Source organism: Oceanobacillus sp. MO10714A (assembly GCF_037072045.1).
Lineage (GTDB): Bacteria > Bacillota > Bacilli > Bacillales > Amphibacillaceae > Oceanobacillus > Oceanobacillus indicireducens.
The window spans coordinates 21164-36907 of record NZ_JAXHDC010000036.1; the positions used below are offsets into that span (position 1 = coordinate 21164).

Here is a 15744-nt window from a genome sequence, read left to right on the forward strand (position 1 = left end):
GATGGCAAACTATCATTTGGAAATCTACACAAGACCTACTTGCTCGGATTGCCAAGACTTAAAGAAGTTCTTGAAAAAGCATCAAATTCCACACAAACAATATGATTTAGAAGAACAACCAGCTAAAGAAAAAGAGTTGAAAAAGCTAACAGGAAGCAGGATTGTTCCTGGAATTGTATTTTCTGAAACTTCCATTTTAGGCTTGAGAAGAAATACAAAAGGCATGACAGGATTTGAGCAGAATAAAGAGGAAATTAACAAGCTGTTAGAAGTTGGATAGTTTATGTAAATCAGAAAGGAGATATTGGCTGAACCGCTGATTCCCTCCTTTCTGAATTTTGGAATCTAATCGTTGTAACATTAAATTCACTCGAGTGGAGGAAAGGAAAATGAAAAATAAAAAATTATTAATTGGATTTGTTTCATTAATGTTTGCTTTTGTTTTAACGGCTTGTGCAGGAAATGATAAAACGACATCTAAAGATAATGCGGGCACAGAAAGTGAGTCAAATGAAAACAGGGATTTGAATGAAGGAGAGTCTGATTCCATGGAAGAGGGAATGGATCATTGAGCTACACGGATGCGGAGACTGGTAAGGAAGTGGAAAATTATAAATGGGTAACGGAAGCAGAACTTTCACCGGTGGAATAAATTGAAACTTCATTGGGGGTATCCTTATCTCCCCCAGTGAATGTTAGTTGAACAGAATCAGGTATTTACGGACTGTTTACCCCCTTCACATATTGGGTTTCCCTCTTGTTTAGAGGTGGGGGTATTACAGACCGTTAATACGTGATAAATTAAGCGAAGGGATGTTTCTACTTGCACAGCGCGTGAAGGACCATTTCGTGATAAGTTCAGCGGCGTTCTGTGAGTAGATATATCCCTTTAAAATTATCCCCTACTTAGGGGCGGTATTTATAAGAACTTTATGTTGATGTGGATAAATAGACGTAGCGTGAAAGAAGCTCCAGTTTTTATTCTTGGAGCTTGATCTTAATATTTCCAAGGATTTTTTACAAAATAGGAGATATTTTATTGACAAATATACTATGCAGGGGTATAGTATAAATATAAAAGAAAAGGAAGTGATTCATTTGGATAAATTCTTACATGATCACCCAAGTAAACCAAGAACAAAAGATGAACAGCAAAAAGTCATTAACCGTTTAAAACGAATAGAAGGTCAAGTTCGTGGAATACAGAAAATGGTGGAAGATGATCGCTATTGTATGGATATTTTAGTACAAATAAGCGCAATTCAATCTGCCTTAAAGAATGTCGGTTTTGCTATCACCGAACGGCATATCAACCATTGTGTCAGTGATGCGATCAAACAAGGGGAAGGTAAAGAAACGATAGAGGAATTGATGGGAGTATTAAAACAGTTTTCGAAGTAAGGAGGGGATCTATGATGAGTGAAACAAATCATGCTACACTTGGGGTAACAGGAATGACTTGTGCTGCATGTTCCAACCGGATTGAAAAAACTTTAAATAAAATGGACGGTGTGGATGCCCAGGTTAATTTAACGACAGAAAAGGCAACTGTAGAATATGATCCGGATCAAACATCGATAGAAGATATTACGAAGAAAATTGAAAATGTCGGCTATGGTGTTTTAATGGAAAATGCTGAATTAGATGTGTTTGGAATGACCTGTGCAGCCTGTTCGAACCGTATTGAAAAGGTATTGAATAAGCAAGAGGGAGTTAAGTACGCAACAGTTAACTTAACAACAGAAACTGCATCGATTGAATATAATCCAGGACTTACAGATGTTAAAACATTGATTGAAAAAATCAAAAATGTGGGGTATGATGCGAAGTCTAAAGCGGAAGCAGCCGAAAAGCAAACACATAAAGAAAAAGAACTAAAACATCAGAAAACGAAATTAATCATTTCAGCCGTGTTAGCTGCACCACTATTAGTAACCATGTTAGTTCATTTATTTAATATGACGATACCGGATATATTCATGAATCCGTGGTTCCAATTTGCTTTAGCAACACCTATTCAATTTATCATCGGTTGGCAATTTTATGTTGGCGCATATAAGAACCTTCGTAATGGTGGAGCAAACATGGATGTGCTTGTTGCGCTAGGTACGAGTGCTGCTTATTTCTATAGTTTATACGAAGCATTCAAAACCATTGGCAACCCCGAATATATGCCGCATTTATACTTTGAAACGAGTGCTGTATTAATCACGTTAATTTTATTTGGTAAATATTTAGAAGCAAGAGCAAAAAGCCAGACAACGAATGCACTATCCTCTTTACTTAATTTACAAGCAAAAGAGGCTCGCGTGATAAGAAATGGCGAGGAAATCATGATTCCAGTGGATGAAGTTGTCGTTGGTGATCGACTAGTTGTAAAACCAGGAGAAAAGATACCTGTAGACGGGATCGTTGTAAAGGGAAGAACATCTGTAGATGAGTCGATGATTACAGGGGAGTCCATTCCAATTGAAAAAGAAATAGATGCTGGCTTAATCGGCTCAACGATAAACAAAAATGGTTCGATTGTAATGGAAGCTACAAAGGTTGGGAAAGACACTGCCTTGGCATCAATTGTTAAAGTTGTGGAAGAAGCCCAAGGATCGAAAGCACCGATTCAGCGATTGGCTGATGTCATTTCTGGTTATTTCGTACCAATCGTTGTAGGAATTGCCATTCTTACATTTATCGTATGGATATCCTTTGTCCAACCTGGTCAATTTGAATCTGCCTTAGTTGCAGCAATTGCTGTACTTGTTATTGCCTGTCCATGTGCGTTAGGTTTAGCAACACCGACTTCCATCATGGTAGGGACAGGAAGGGCAGCAGAGAGTGGCATCTTGTTTAAAGGTGGAGAACATTTAGAAAGAACACATCAGTTAAATGCCATTGTTATGGACAAAACAGGAACAATTACAAAAGGGAAACCCGAAGTAACGGACTTTACTGGTGATGAAGAAGCACTACAATTGTTGGCTAGTGCAGAAAAAGGGTCAGAACATCCACTTGCAGGAGCCATTGTGGCCTATGCAACGGAGAAGAATATTGACTTTGTAGAAGTGGATGAATTTGATGCTATACCTGGCCATGGTATTGAAGCTAAGATTTCTGGAAAACAAGTTCTCGTTGGAAACCGAAAATTAATGAATGATTATCAAATTGATATGGCAGGTAATGAAGAGGAATTAGTTGAATTTGAAACGGATGGTAAAACAGCGATGTTAATTGCGATTGATGGAGCTTATCGCGGAATTGTTGCGGTTGCTGATACCATTAAAGAAACAGCACCTCAGGCAATTAGAGAGTTAAAAGAACAAGGTTTAGAAGTTATCATGTTAACAGGGGATAACGAAAGAACAGCTCAAGCTATTGCAAAACAAGTAGGAATCGACCAAGTGATTGCCGGGGTATTACCAGAAGAAAAAGCGGATAAGGTCAAAGAAATTCAAGATGAGGGTAAAAAAGTAGCGATGGTTGGTGACGGTGTGAACGACGCACCTGCATTAGTGACTGCAGATATCGGAATTGCCATTGGAACTGGTACAGAAGTGGCGATTGAAGCGGCCGACTTGACGATTCTTGGTGGAGAATTATTACTCATACCGAAAGCCATTAGAATCAGTCATGCAACCATCCGAAATATTCGCCAAAACTTATTCTGGGCTTTTGGATACAATACAGCAGGAATCCCAGTTGCAGCGGTTGGATTACTTGCTCCGTGGATTGCTGGTGCAGCCATGGCGTTAAGTTCAGTAAGTGTTGTTTCGAACTCCCTTCGCTTAAAACGAGTGAAACTTTAAAGTTGGACTCATTTAAAGGAGGTGAAAAATAATGGAAAAAACATTAAATGTACAAGGCATGTCATGTGGTCATTGCAAAATGTCTGTTGAAGGTGCATTAAAAAAATTAGATGGCGTATCAGCAACTGAAGTTAATTTAGGAGCAGGCAAAGTAGACGTTACTTTTGACGAATCAAAAGTAAATGTGGATGCCATGAAAGAAGCCATTGAAGAACAAGGCTATGATGTGGAAGCCTAAACATAAGAAGCAACAGCTGGTTTTCTGTAAAGTGGAAAATCAGCTGTTTTTTTGTTGAAATGAAGTTTCACTTTATCCGCATTAACGGTCTGTAATCCCCCCACTTCTAAACAGGAGGGAAGCCCAAGATGTGAAGGGTCCGTAAATCCCCGATTCTGTTCAACTAACATTCAGTGGGGAGGTAAGGAATTCCCCACTGAGAAGTTTCACTTTATCAGAGGTTGTCTTTTTTGTGCATAAAAAAGTGATACTCACCATTTTCTAGCGCGTACCACTTATCTTTAATTACTGGGTTTTGTCCCAGTTCCTATTTTTCTTTTTCTGCAAGTTTGACGGCGGTTTCCGCAAATTGCTCAATCTTCTCAATTTCCTCGTTAGATGGTGTCAGATCAACTTTAAAACGTTCTGGTAAAAGCTTTGCACCAAGAAAATTAAGCTTATCGCCCATTAAATCGACAGACAAACAAAATTCATCATAGGCAGTATCTCCGGAACCGAATACAGCGAACACGGTGTTTCCAAACTCGGCTTCATCTAGTTCATCATAGAAATCTTCCGCTTCAAAGGGGACTTCGCCATCATCAGAAGAATGGGTTCCGATGAAGACGATATCATAGTCGGATAATTCATCAACATCGATTGGATCGAAGTCGAACGTTCTAATTTCTACATCATGATTTTTATATTCAAGATAGCCGGCAATTGCCTCGGCCATCATTTCTGTATTTCCAGTTGTGGAAATATAAAGTAGTAATACATTTGCCATTTTAAATTCCTCCACCTTCCACCCTCAATCTTAACGTATAGATAGAATTTGTTTCAATAAAAAGGACATTCTAGAAAAAATTTTACATCTGTTCTACAATAATAAAAGTAGGAGGAAATTAGGATTAGGTCTTTTTGGTCATATAAATCTGCTTAGAACTTTTAAGTAATGTAGAAAGCTGCCGATATAAGATAGGTAGACTTATGGAAATTCATAACATAGTAATCAATACATAGGGAAAAGGGTGAAGTGATTGAAGAAGGAACAGACCAAGAAGAAAAATAAGCGGCAAAAATTTATGACCGGTCTCCGTATGCAATTGACGATTCCATTTGTCATTCTAATCGTTCTCGCTGTAGGTATCGTCGCCTTTGTCAGTTACAACTTCAGTGTTCGAACGACAACAGACGAACTATCGAAAAATGTGGAACAGCAAATGAACAGTGTGAATCATACATTTGATATGTATTTTGGTCATATGGAGAACGCTTTAACCCGCATGGCGTCCAGTTCAACAATCCGTAAATATGGCGGGGATGATTACCTTGAATTATTTTCTTATTTACAAGAGTCGAGTTTAGCAAGTGAAGATCTGATGGCAACTTATGCAGGCTACGATGACAGTGAAGATATAATAATTTTTCCTCATGATGATGCGATAAAAGATATCAATCCTAAAGATCGGGGTTGGTATGTAGAAGCGGTGGAACGAGATGGGGGAATCATTTGGACAGAACCTTATGAAGATGCTCTATCAGGAGATATTGTAATTACAGCCGCGAAAGCTTTTTATGAATATAATCAGCTTGTGGGAGTAGCTGGAATTGACATTCATACGCAAGCCCTGTTTCGCTTGATTAATGATATTCAAATTGGAGATAACGGGTATGCAATTGTTCTGGACGAGGCTGGGAACTACATTACGAATCCTGATGAATCAAAAATGGGAGAAAATATAGCAGATGAAGCTTTTTTTCAAGAGATAATCGCTGCGGGGGATCAGGGTATGATTGAGACGACTGTAGGTGGAGAAGAGTTAACGATCGGTTTTATCAAAAACCCGACAACAAACTGGATTATTGCAGGAGTCATCAATCAAAGTGAATTTCGAGATAAGGCAAGTGCGGTAATGTTGCCGATATTTATTACCCTGCTCGTTGTATTAGCCCTTGCAATTAGTGCTGCAACAATTATCGCGAGTCGAATTATTAAGCCGATTCGTGACCTTCAACAATCAATGAAACGAGTGGAAAAAGGGAATTTAACGGCAACGAAAGTTCTTAATCGAAATGATGAAATTGGCGGGTTAAGTAAAAGTTTCAACTTTATGGTAAGTGAAATGCGGAATGTGATTGACCGAATAGCTTATAGTTCGAATAAAGTTGCAGATGCTGCGGAGAATCTTGTGGCGAGTACAGAAGAAAATACCGCGTCCGCAAATGAAGTTGCTCGAACGATGGAAGAGATTGCCGCTGGTGCGAGTAATCAAGCCGACTTAAATGAAAAGAATACAATGTCATTCCATTCCTTATCAAAGATGATTGAGGAAATTAAAGAAAAGAATGAGCAAATGTATACCCAGGCGCAAGATATGGGCCGGCTTTCCAGCACAGGTGTGGAATCGATTCAAGCACTAGCAACACGATCTGCTGAAACTGCAGAAGTTGCAAGTCAAGTGATGACAGCGATCGAACAATTAAATGAAAAATCCACGAACATCCATACAATTGTGGATAAGATTGCAACTATCGCTAGCCAGACGAATTTACTTGCATTGAATGCATCAATTGAAGCCGCCCGCGCCGGAGAGCATGGTCATGGCTTTGCAGTTGTAGCTAGTGAAGTAGGGAAGCTTGCTGAAGAGACGGCGGACGCTTTGAAAGATATTGCAGCAATCATCGAGGAAATGCAAGAGGAGACAGAGCAATCGGTTGAGCTTGTGCAGAACACAATGGAATTATTCGAACAGCAAAGCGAAAGTGTCGGTGATACAGGTCAAGCCTTCCTTGCGATATCTGGATCCGTGAATGAGAATAGTCAAATGACCGAACAGATTATGGAACTTACGAACAGGATTGTCGAAATGCAGAAAGAAATCATTCAGAATACGGAAAATTACGCGTCAATCAGTGAAGAAACAGCAGCAGGAACAGAAGAAATTTCCGCATCCATAGAAGAACAAACTGCTTCGATGGAAATGTTGAGTAATTTAGCTACAGATCTAGAAGCAATTGCAAATACAATGAATGAGGAAATTGATCGTTTTAAAATTAACTAAGCCGTTGCAAAAAGGCTACGGAACCGAGCTTTGGAAAGGATGTACGTGATGGAAACCAATCAATATCTAGATGTCTTTCTGGATGAAAGCAGGGAACATCTTCAAGTGATTAATGACCATACTCTAAGATTAGAAAATGAACCGCAAAATGAAGGATTAGTGAACGAAATCTTCCGTTCTGCCCATACATTAAAAGGGATGGCCGCAACAATGGGTTATGAAGACATCGCTTCATTGACACATAAAATGGAAAATGTTCTTGATTTAATTCGCAACAAACAATTACAAGCTACGACAGAAGTAATTGATATTATTTTTATCGCCATCGAATACCTGGAGGAAATGGTCGAGGCGATAAGTAATGGCCAGGATGGGAAGAAGGATGTCACAGAATTAGTTGCTCGCCTTGATCGTTTCGAAAAAGGGGAAGCAGCAGCTACAGCAGAACAGAACAAAGTAGAGGAGCCTGAAGATAATGCTACCGTACCTGTAGATCTGGATGAGTTTCAGATGACTATTATTGAACAGGGGGAGGAGCAAGGATTTGCTGCTTATCAGATCATCGTAGAGCTTTCCGATGAATCGATTTTGAAAGGCGCTCGAGCTTACATGGTCTTTGAAGCTTTGGAAGATAAAGGGGAAGTCATTAAAACAATTCCGGCGACAGAAGATATCGAGGAAGGTAATTTTGACAATTCCTTCGAGTTGATTTTTCTTTCCAAGGAAGCCCCTGAGAATTTTGAGCCTTTGATTTTAAAAGTTTCAGAGATTCGTAATGTCGTTATAAATCGGGTACGTTTCCATCAAGAGGAGGTCCAAGCTGAAGAACAGGAATTTGCAGTAAAAGAAGAATTGAATGAACGCAATCCTGTGGAGCACGCGGATTCAGCAGTCTCTAATCATCAGCCTGCAAAAACGATTCGTGTCAACTTAGATCGGATTGATGACTTACTTAATCTGTTTGAAGAAGTAGTCATTGATCAAAGCAGGTTAAATGTAGTAGCAGATGGGATTAAGAATCCAGAACTAACGGAAACGGTAGAGCATATGAACCGAGTATCATCTGATATGCAAAGCTTAATTTTAGCAATGCGCATGGTACCAATTGAACAAGTGTTCAATCGCTTCCCCCGTATGGTACGTGGTCTTGCCCGCGATTTGGAGAAAAAGATCAACTTGGAAATAATTGGTGCGGATACCGAGCTTGATCGAACGGTAATTGATGAGATTGGGGACCCGCTCGTTCACTTGATTCGTAATTCGGTCGACCATGGAATCGAACGACCAGAAGAGCGGAGAAATTCTGGGAAGGCGGAAGAGGGAAATGTCGTCTTACGAGCGTTCCATAGCGGAAATCATGTCTTTATTGAAATTGAAGATGATGGTGCAGGAATTAATTTAAATAAAGTTAAGAAGAAGGCTATCGATAATGGAATAATAACAGCACAAGAAGCGGATCAATTGTCTGAACAGGAAGTATGTCAATTAATTCTCGAATCCGGATTCAGTACAGCTGAAACAGTTTCCAGTGTATCTGGCCGTGGTGTCGGGCTTGATGTTGTAAAAAATAAAATAGAATCTCTTGGCGGTTCGATTTCTATTGAGTCGACGCAAGGGGAGGGGAGTATATTTTCCATTCAATTGCCATTAACCCTCTCGATTATTACAACCTTGCTCGTGAAATCCCAAGAAGAGACATACGCGATTCCACTTTCATCGATTATTGAAACCGTATTGCTTCAAAAAGAGCAAATCATGACGTCCCACGGTCAAAAAGTGATGGATTTCCGGGGGCAAATTGTTCCATTACTTGATTTACAGGAAGTACTGGCAATCCCGGAACTTGAAGCAGTGGAAGAAGAGCAGGCTGTAGTCGTAATGAAAAAAGGAGATAAACTTACTGGACTTGTCGTCGACCATTTGATTGGTCAGCAGGAACTTGTTTTGAAATCCCTAGGGGACTACTTAGGAGATGTATTTGCCATATCAGGAGCGACAATTTTAGGTGATGGACAAGTAGCTTTAATAATTGATCCGAACGCATTAATAAAGTAAGGTGGGAGTGGAATGGAAGAATCTCGTAAATATATATTATTCACATTACATGGGCAGGCCTATGCTGTAGATGCCCAGTATGTCATATCAATTGAACGGTTGCAGCAGATCACAGAGATACCGCAAACGAAGGAATTCATTCGGGGTGTAACGGAAATCCGCGACGAAACAACAGCAATTATTGACTTGCGAATCGCTTTAAGTTTAACGACGACGGAAAATACGAATGATACACGGATTCTCGTCGTTACATTAGAAGGTATGCAAATTGGCCTGATAGTAGATGCGGTGACAGAAGTGCTAGATATTAATTCAAATAATATAGAGGACGCCCCTTCAATCATTTCGGGAGTTCAAGCTGCTTACCTCGAAGGCGTTGCAAAGGTCAATGAACAATTGATCCTCCTCTTAGACATTGCTAAAATGCTTGATATGGAAGATAAAGAGGGATTAAAAGAAGTATTACAGTAGAAAAGTGGGACAGGGGGTCAGAGCATTTGTCCCAGGATTAGGGACAAACGCTCTGACCCCCTGTCCCGTTTCCTTATCGTTTTCGCTCAACCTTTGGTACAATGGTTTACGAACCGTATTATAAATGGGAAGTCCAATATTTATTTATATAGGAACAATAATTAGGGACGAATGGCAGGTCCATTAGTCGGTGGCTTTATAGTCGGTTATTATAATATTGAAATGTTGTTCTACTAATCGGACTACTTCTGATCCCTTCTATAACTACATTCCTGTATGACAAAAAATAAAAGCCGAGCAAGGAGGAGCATCATGAAAGATATTAAATTAATTGCATTAGATATGGATGGTACATTGCTGAATGACAATCAGGAAGTACCGGAAAGGAACCGAAAAGCAATAGAGCAAGCACTTGCAAAAGATGTTCATGTCGTATTAAGTACGGGTCGCGGATTTAATACGTGTTACCCTTACGCAGTTGATCTTGAATTGCCTTCATATCTTATTACTGCCAATGGTGCGGAAATTTGGACGATGGAGAAGGAATTACTTAGAAGAAGAAAACTGGAATCGGAAATGATCGAAAAGCTTTATAACATTACTACACAAGTAGGAGCAGAAATGTGGATGATTTCCACAGAGGGAGCATTTAATGGAAATTTCCCGAACGATTTCAATAAGTATGAATGGCTGAAATTCGGCTGTCATACGGACGATCAGCGGAAACTTGATATTCTTATCAAAGAATTTTCCAAGTTTGAGGAACTTGAGTTATCCAACTCGCTACCGATGAATATAGAAGTTAACGCTAGAGGAGTTTCCAAGGCGGATGCACTGGAGTTTTTATGCGAGCGAATCGGTATTACGATGGATAATGTGCTTGCCTGTGGAGATAGTCTGAATGATATTAAGATGATTCAAGGATCAGGAGTCGGTGTTGCAATGGGAAATGCCCAGGAAGCGATTAAGAAAGTTGCCGACTATGAATCTGTTACGAATAATGAAGGCGGAGTAGGAGAAGCAATTGAGAAGTTTGTATTAAATGTATAAAGTTAAGATACGAAAAGGCGATTCTTTCAACATGAAGAGTCGCCTTACTTTTATTCGACACTTTATGTAGTCAACAAAGTGAATCACTAGACACGTTTATTTTTACAAACTGCCACTTGCTTTCATTCAGCGTAAGTATTTTGAGCATTCATTTTATTGGCGTTCTAATTACCGTTCAGTTGCCCGGCGGACGGATGCTTTCCACGGGCACGGCCTCAGCCTCCTCGGAAGAAAACCGCTTCCTGCGGGGTCTTCGGACTCGTGCTTTTCCCGTAGGAGTCACCGTCCGCCGGGCAACTGAACTGGTCTAAAGGATTATTTTAAAAAGAAATTATTCCGTTATGATAAGGATTGTACTTTTGGAATATTAAACAGCAATCCAAATCACGCCTTTTCTCGGAGCAGTCCAGACACCTCGAGACTCCTGCAGGAGGATAGGCATAGGTGAGACCCCGCAGTACGCAAAGCGTACGAGGAGGCTCACCAGCCGCCTGCGGAAAGCGAGAGGTGTCTGGACTGCGGACCTCCAGAAGGAAGTGCACGCACTTACGCTAAATGAAAGTATCTCATTTATAAATTTAATTCAAATCATGTGCTTGCATTTTTTCTAATTCTTTTTCATGTTTTTTCTTTAATGACTTTCTCCCCTGATCCCATTGCTCTAATAGAAAGAGCAGTCCGATAATCAGGATGATGAAATAGAACCATAAACTATTAATACTGCCATTGATTAACGAGATGGTCATCCAAGTTGTAAAAACAACGGGTATTAGAGCGCCCCAATAGGGATTATTCCTAGTTGAAAGGAAATATTGTATACCGAGAAAAGCTGCAATGATAAATACATCATAAATTCCGTAACCAAACATTAAACTTCATTCCTTTCTTGCTTATATTTATCAATAATTAATTTCGCCTCTTCTAAGTTGATCCGATCATCAATCGATAGTTGTTTAATAAATTTGATAAAGCCCTCGTTTTCTACTTTCTCATTGATCTTAATCTTTTCAATTAATCTGTCGAGCCGGATTCTTACAGTAGGGTACGAGACATCATAGAGCTTGGAAATTTCTTTTAAGGAACCGGAGTGAATGACAAAGTTTTTGATGAATTCGATGTCTTCCGTTTCTAAAGCTAATATCCAGGCGGGAACGTTATTCATTTCCATCCTTTCACCTCATTTTTTATTATTTAAATATATCTTAACATAAAGATAAATAAAGTTAAAGTAAAAGTTAATATTATTTAAGTGTGCAATAAGAGATCGAGGCAGAGCAGTTGGCGAACGAATGAATTTGAGTTATGATACGGGGACAGATTATCTTATTATTTCGAAGTCAGGAAGTGTGTGAACATGGAGGAACATAAAGAAATGTCAAGGACAGAGACGAAGACCCCGACGAAAATGTTAACAATCACAGCCGCACTAGTTGCAATCAATTTAGTATTAAATCAATTTACTTTAGCATTTGGTACCTTACTGGAAATTGGCTTTGCCTTTTTGCCGATTGCAGTACTAGCCTATCTTTACGGACCAGTGAATGCAGGAATTGCTTCTGTTGTTGCTGATATTATTGGCTTTGTGTTACGGTCTGCGGGATTCTTTTTCCCAGGGTTTACATTTAATTCATTGTTAATCGGCTTATTATTTGGATGGTTTCTTTATAAGAAACCCGTCACACTCAGTCGGATTGCGTTAGCTAACTTGGTTGTTACCATTGTAATTACATTAATCCTAACACCGATTTGGTTGAATATTATGTTTGGAAGCCCCATTTTTGCTGGACCGCGGATGGTGAAGGCGATTGTTCTTTATCCGATTGAAGTAGGATTGTTATATGCCTTATTAAAATCGATTAGTAGGGTAGACTTAAAACTATAGTAAGTCGATTATCACCTGGGACTTTATCATGCATAAACTAAAGATATCAGGCTAGTAAAGGATGATTCTCTTGAAGCTTAAAAAATATTATGTTTCCGGAAATACAGCAGAAGGTTATATTGACAGCTTAGCGACTAATTTGCATGGAATAGAAGAAGTGATTCAACTCGACAATCCATCCTATAGAGTGAATACAGCGATATTACAGCAATTAATCGAACAGAATAAAGACGACACTCCGATTGAAGTGTTGAAAAGCCCAATCAGTGCAGAGTATCTTGAAGGGGTGATCTTTAGGGATAAGCAGCTCGCCATCTTGGGTAATCGGGAATGTCCATTTACGAATCAAGCATATGATCTATTTAAAAAAGGGTTGCGTATTCATGATGAACTCGAGCAAGTTTTTATCAAGGAAATGGATTTCGAGAAGGCAGATGATTTAGCAAAGAAATATATCGATGAACTGCTTCCGGATCATGTGAATGAAACTCGTGAGCCTTATATTTACCGCAGATTTTTCGGCACGAACACAATGGATGGTGTCGTAAATGAAGTGCCTAATCTGATTTCAGAACTTGATCTGATTTATCACATTAAAGGTCGAGCGGGCACGGGCAAATCGACATTTATGAAAAGAATTGTAAAAGCATGTCTTGAGCGCGGGTTGGATCTTGAATTATATCACTGCAGCTTTGACCCGAATAGTATTGATATGGTACTTGTGCCGGAACTAAAGTTCTGTTTATTTGATAGTACGGACCCGCACGCATTTGAACCAATTGACAAATCTAGAGAGAAAGTCATTGATTTATATGAGGAAACCGTTACACCAGGAACGGATGAAAGATATGCAGAAGAAATTGAGAACCTGACAAAGCAATATAAGAGCTACATGAAAAAAGGGGTGGCCGCCCTCCAAATGGAAGGTGCTGAAATCGTCGCACAAGATACGAAGAGGCCGTTCGATCAGATGGAAATAACGGAAAGTGTCAACAACCTCCAGGCGAAACTTGGTTAAAACTCTAATCCTTGGGCAAACTAAGCAAAACAGACAAGTTGGAGGAAAAGCATATGACGGGCCATACTATTCCAGAATATCCAGAATCCTACTGGTTAAAAAATAATGACACACTCCCAGAATATCCTCAACTTAAAGAGGATATCAAAGCAGATGTTACGATCGTTGGCGCAGGAATTACAGGGATTACTGCAGCGTATCTATTAGCAAATGAAGGACTGCGCATCGCAATAATAGATGCCGGACGTTTGATGAATGGCACGACGGGACACACGACGGCTAAGATTACGTCTCAACATGGTTTGATTTATGATGAATTAATAACAAATGTTGGAGTGGAAAATGCCAAACTATATTATGAATCCAACGAAGCTGCCAAGCAATTTATAAAACAAACCATTGAAGAGCAGAATATTGCTTGTGATTACAAAGAACAAGACGCAATCCTCTATGCAACGACTGAAGAATATGCTGTTAAAATGGAAAAAGAAGCTAAAGCATATGAACGGTTAGGGATTCCCGGTACTCTCACGACAGATATTCCGCTTGGGATTCCAATTAAGAATGCCTTGATCATGAAGGAGCAGGCACAATTTCATCCGGTAAAATTTTTACAACATCTGCTTCATATCATCAAGGAAAAAAATGTGAGGATTTATGAGCATACAACCGCAGTGAAAGTTGAAAAAGGTGAAAATCAAAAGGTTGTTATGAGGAATGGTGCACAGATTTTAAGTAAACATATACTTGTCGCGAGCCATTTTCCATTTCATGAAGGACTCGGGTTATACGCAGCTCGTATGGATGTTGAACGTTCTTATATCATCGCGGCAAAAATGAAAAAAACCTTTCCTGGGGGGATGTATCTTCAAGTCGACCCACCCGTACATTCGCTCCGAAGTGTAACAATCGGCGGGGAAGATATGGTTCTGATTGGCGGGATGACCCATAAGACAGGGAAGGAAACAGAAACGAATAAGCTCTATGAATCGTTGCGAGATTTTGGTGACCAATTATTTGAAGTGGAGGATATTCCTTATCGTTGGTCAGCCCAAGATTTAATAACGTTGGATAAAGTGCCTTACATTGGAGAACTCACTCCAAACCATCCGTATGTGACCGTTGCAACCGGATTCCGTAAATGGGGAATGACAAACAGCGTTGTTGCAGCAAAACTTTTCCGTGATTATGTGTTAAGACAGAAAAATAAATATGAAGAGTTGTACACTCCGTCTCGCTTCCATGCAAAAGCAAGTATCCCATCTCTCGTGGAAGTGAATAAGAAAGTCGTAGCGAGCCTTGTAAAAGGAAAGCTCGAAAGACCGGAGCGAACCCCGGAATCGCTTTCGAATGATGAAGGGGCAATCGTGACGTTGGATGGTCAAAGAAAAGGAGCCTACAAGGATGAGCAAGGGAACCTTCATATTGTTGACACGACTTGCACACATGCAGGGTGTGAGGTCAACTGGAATAAAGGGGAGCGAACTTGGGATTGTCCTTGTCACGGTTCTAGATTCGATTATACGGGGAAAGTAATCGAAGGCCCCGCGGAAAAACCATTAAAAAAATAAATAAAGTATGGACCTGAATGGTGATCAGGTCTGTACTTTTTTTATTCTGCAAAAATATTTTAGTAAATTACCCTTGTGTTTTTTAATGAAATCGGTTACAATTAATTAACTGAAAATTAGGATAGGACATTAAAAAAGGGTGGTGAAGTTATGGTAACGTTGAAAATGTTGAAACCTTATTACATTAAGAATGAGAAGAACTTTGTTCGGATTATTTTGGCTTATCAATATTTTTCGGTCATTATTAAGAACAAGGTTTATCAATTTATCCCTGTGGAATCAAATGAAATTCGCGTTAACCGCCGCACTGAAAAGATTGAGAATATCGATGCGGTATTTGCTTTTCAGAATGGAAAAGAAATTGTCAATGTCCCAATGGTGAAGCTCATTACTTTACCTGAGTTCCTGGAACAAATCCATGATATTGCAAGGCCATATTACTTCAGTGCCCAAAATGAAATAGAAGCAGAAGAACGTGAAGATTATACAGCAATTATTGCAGAATTAGAACGTCAAAACATACTGCGGCTTATTGATAAAGCATTGGACGAGAGGGATGAAGAAACATTTAAAGCAATGGCAACGGTCTTAAAGAATATGGATCAACAATGAAAA

Annotated in this window: 16 protein-coding genes; 13 read left to right on the forward strand and 3 right to left on the reverse strand. The window is 39.5% G+C overall.

The genetic code is table 11. The features are described 5' to 3' along the window. Nucleotide 1: 1 nt before the first annotated feature. The 5 genes from SPD53_RS14930 (at nucleotide 2) to copZ (ending at nucleotide 4038) form a co-directional block, all read left to right on the forward strand. Nucleotides 2-280 carry a glutaredoxin family protein gene (locus SPD53_RS14930; protein ID WP_156855640.1) on the forward strand — a complete coding sequence of 93 codons (279 nt, stop codon included), beginning with the start codon at nucleotides 2-4 and terminating at the stop codon, nucleotides 278-280. Between the two features lie 109 nt (nucleotides 281-389). After that, nucleotides 390-572 carry a hypothetical protein gene (locus tag SPD53_RS14935; protein WP_336253044.1) on the forward strand — a complete coding sequence of 61 codons (183 nt, stop codon included), beginning with the start codon at nucleotides 390-392 and terminating at the stop codon, nucleotides 570-572. A gap of 526 nt (nucleotides 573-1098) precedes the next feature. Further along, on the forward strand, nucleotides 1099-1401 hold the full coding sequence (locus SPD53_RS14940) for a metal-sensing transcriptional repressor (RefSeq protein WP_156855638.1): 303 nt from the start codon (nucleotides 1099-1101) through the stop codon (nucleotides 1399-1401). A 14-nt stretch (nucleotides 1402-1415) separates the two neighbouring features. Further along, nucleotides 1416-3800: a heavy metal translocating P-type ATPase gene (locus SPD53_RS14945; protein ID WP_336253045.1), complete on the forward strand. Its 2385-nt coding sequence runs from the start codon at nucleotides 1416-1418 to the stop codon at nucleotides 3798-3800. A gap of 31 nt (nucleotides 3801-3831) precedes the next feature. After that, nucleotides 3832-4038, forward strand: coding sequence for a copper chaperone CopZ (gene copZ, locus SPD53_RS14950; protein WP_156855637.1), 207 nt, complete (start codon nucleotides 3832-3834; stop codon nucleotides 4036-4038). 307 nt (nucleotides 4039-4345) lie between these two features. Here the strand turns inward: copZ and SPD53_RS14955 are convergent, their stop codons facing one another. Continuing rightward, nucleotides 4346-4804, reverse strand: coding sequence for a flavodoxin domain-containing protein (locus SPD53_RS14955; RefSeq protein WP_156855636.1), 459 nt, complete (start codon nucleotides 4802-4804; stop codon nucleotides 4346-4348). 253 nt (nucleotides 4805-5057) lie between these two features. Here SPD53_RS14955 and SPD53_RS14960 point away from each other — a divergent pair, with 253 nt between their 5' ends. The 4 genes from SPD53_RS14960 to SPD53_RS14975 all read left to right on the forward strand — a co-directional run bounded on the left by SPD53_RS14960 (nucleotide 5058) and on the right by SPD53_RS14975 (nucleotide 10658). After that, nucleotides 5058-7082: a methyl-accepting chemotaxis protein gene (locus SPD53_RS14960; protein WP_336253046.1), complete on the forward strand. Its 2025-nt coding sequence runs from the start codon at nucleotides 5058-5060 to the stop codon at nucleotides 7080-7082. Between the two features lie 48 nt (nucleotides 7083-7130). Then, nucleotides 7131-9137: a chemotaxis protein CheA gene (locus SPD53_RS14965; protein WP_336253047.1), complete on the forward strand. Its 2007-nt coding sequence runs from the start codon at nucleotides 7131-7133 to the stop codon at nucleotides 9135-9137. Nucleotides 9138-9149: 12 nt separating this feature from the next. Continuing rightward, complete coding sequence (locus SPD53_RS14970) at nucleotides 9150-9608, forward strand: chemotaxis protein CheW (protein WP_336253048.1); 459 nt, start codon at nucleotides 9150-9152, stop codon at nucleotides 9606-9608. Between the two features lie 312 nt (nucleotides 9609-9920). Continuing rightward, the gene (locus SPD53_RS14975; protein ID WP_156855632.1) at nucleotides 9921-10658 is read left to right on the forward strand and encodes a Cof-type HAD-IIB family hydrolase; all 738 of its coding nucleotides are present in this window, start codon (nucleotides 9921-9923) and stop codon (nucleotides 10656-10658) included. A gap of 578 nt (nucleotides 10659-11236) precedes the next feature. On the opposite strand, the gene SPD53_RS14980 is transcribed toward SPD53_RS14975, so the two are convergent. Next, a complete protein-coding gene (locus tag SPD53_RS14980; protein ID WP_156855631.1) occupies nucleotides 11237-11527 on the reverse strand; it encodes a hypothetical protein in 291 nt (96 codons plus the stop codon). After that, entirely contained in the window at nucleotides 11527-11826 is a 300-nt protein-coding gene (locus SPD53_RS14985) for a DUF2089 family protein (RefSeq protein ID WP_156855630.1), read from the reverse strand. Before SPD53_RS14985 ends, SPD53_RS14980 begins: the two co-directional genes overlap by 1 nt. Nucleotides 11827-12012: 186 nt before the next feature. Here SPD53_RS14985 and SPD53_RS14990 point away from each other — a divergent pair, with 186 nt between their 5' ends. The 4 genes from SPD53_RS14990 to SPD53_RS15005 all read left to right on the forward strand — a co-directional run bounded on the left by SPD53_RS14990 (nucleotide 12013) and on the right by SPD53_RS15005 (nucleotide 15741). Beyond that, nucleotides 12013-12540, forward strand: coding sequence for a folate family ECF transporter S component (locus SPD53_RS14990; RefSeq protein WP_336253049.1), 528 nt, complete (start codon nucleotides 12013-12015; stop codon nucleotides 12538-12540). A 70-nt stretch (nucleotides 12541-12610) separates the two neighbouring features. Next, entirely contained in the window at nucleotides 12611-13558 is a 948-nt protein-coding gene (locus SPD53_RS14995; protein ID WP_336253050.1) for a hypothetical protein, read from the forward strand. Nucleotides 13559-13611: 53 nt separating this feature from the next. After that, complete coding sequence (locus tag SPD53_RS15000) at nucleotides 13612-15129, forward strand: FAD-dependent oxidoreductase (protein WP_336253051.1); 1518 nt, start codon at nucleotides 13612-13614, stop codon at nucleotides 15127-15129. Nucleotides 15130-15279: 150 nt separating this feature from the next. After that, nucleotides 15280-15741, forward strand: coding sequence for an IDEAL domain-containing protein (locus tag SPD53_RS15005; protein WP_336253052.1), 462 nt, complete (start codon nucleotides 15280-15282; stop codon nucleotides 15739-15741). The last annotated feature ends 3 nt before the right edge of the window (nucleotides 15742-15744 follow it).